The organism is Xenorhabdus littoralis (assembly GCF_033949345.1).
Taxonomy (GTDB): domain Bacteria; phylum Pseudomonadota; class Gammaproteobacteria; order Enterobacterales; family Enterobacteriaceae; genus Xenorhabdus; species Xenorhabdus littoralis.
Genome location: NZ_VCDP01000237.1, coordinates 1 through 627 on the forward strand (window position 1 = coordinate 1; position 627 = coordinate 627).

At 28.1% G+C, this 627-nt stretch carries 1 protein-coding gene; it reads left to right on the forward strand.

Going from position 1 to position 627, the window contains the following annotated elements; translation table 11 throughout:
* Nucleotides 1-627 (forward strand): response regulator aspartate phosphatase (locus FE394_RS19460; protein ID WP_474068192.1); only part of this gene is annotated, 627 nt, incomplete at both ends.

Below are 627 nucleotides of genomic sequence, written 5' to 3' on the forward strand. Positions count from 1 at the left end.
ATTATTAAAGCAAAACAATTAAAACAAAAGATTGAAAAAGAAATTAACAACATAGAAGAAGACCAAAATTTACTTTTATATTATTCACTTATTGATTTGAGATACAAGATTCTTACAAACGACTATGCAGATAGAGAACAATCTTTAGAAAAAATCGAACAATTAAAAGAACACACAAATAATTTTTTAGATTACTATTATCATTTCTTTAAAGGCATGCATGCAATGAAAACAGGAAATTATAGTGAAACTCAAAAATATTATGATATAGCAGAAAAATTACTAGAAGAAATTCCTGATGAAGTAGAAAAAGCTGAATTTAATTATGCTGTTGCAACTTTCTATTATCATACTCATCAAGCCTTATTAGCAACTCAATATGCTAACAAAGCCAAAAGTTTTTTTAGTGGGAAACTAGGATACGAGATTAAAACCGGAGCATGTGAAAACACACTTGGTATGGCTTGTATTACATTAAGGGAATTTTCTGTTGCAGAAGAATACTTGCTTTCCGCAATTAATAAATTTGAAAAACACAGTGAAAACAAATTAGCTTTAATCGTACGTTATAACTTAGGTCTTTTATATGCAGATCAAAATCTTTCTGAACTTGCAATCCGTTATCTT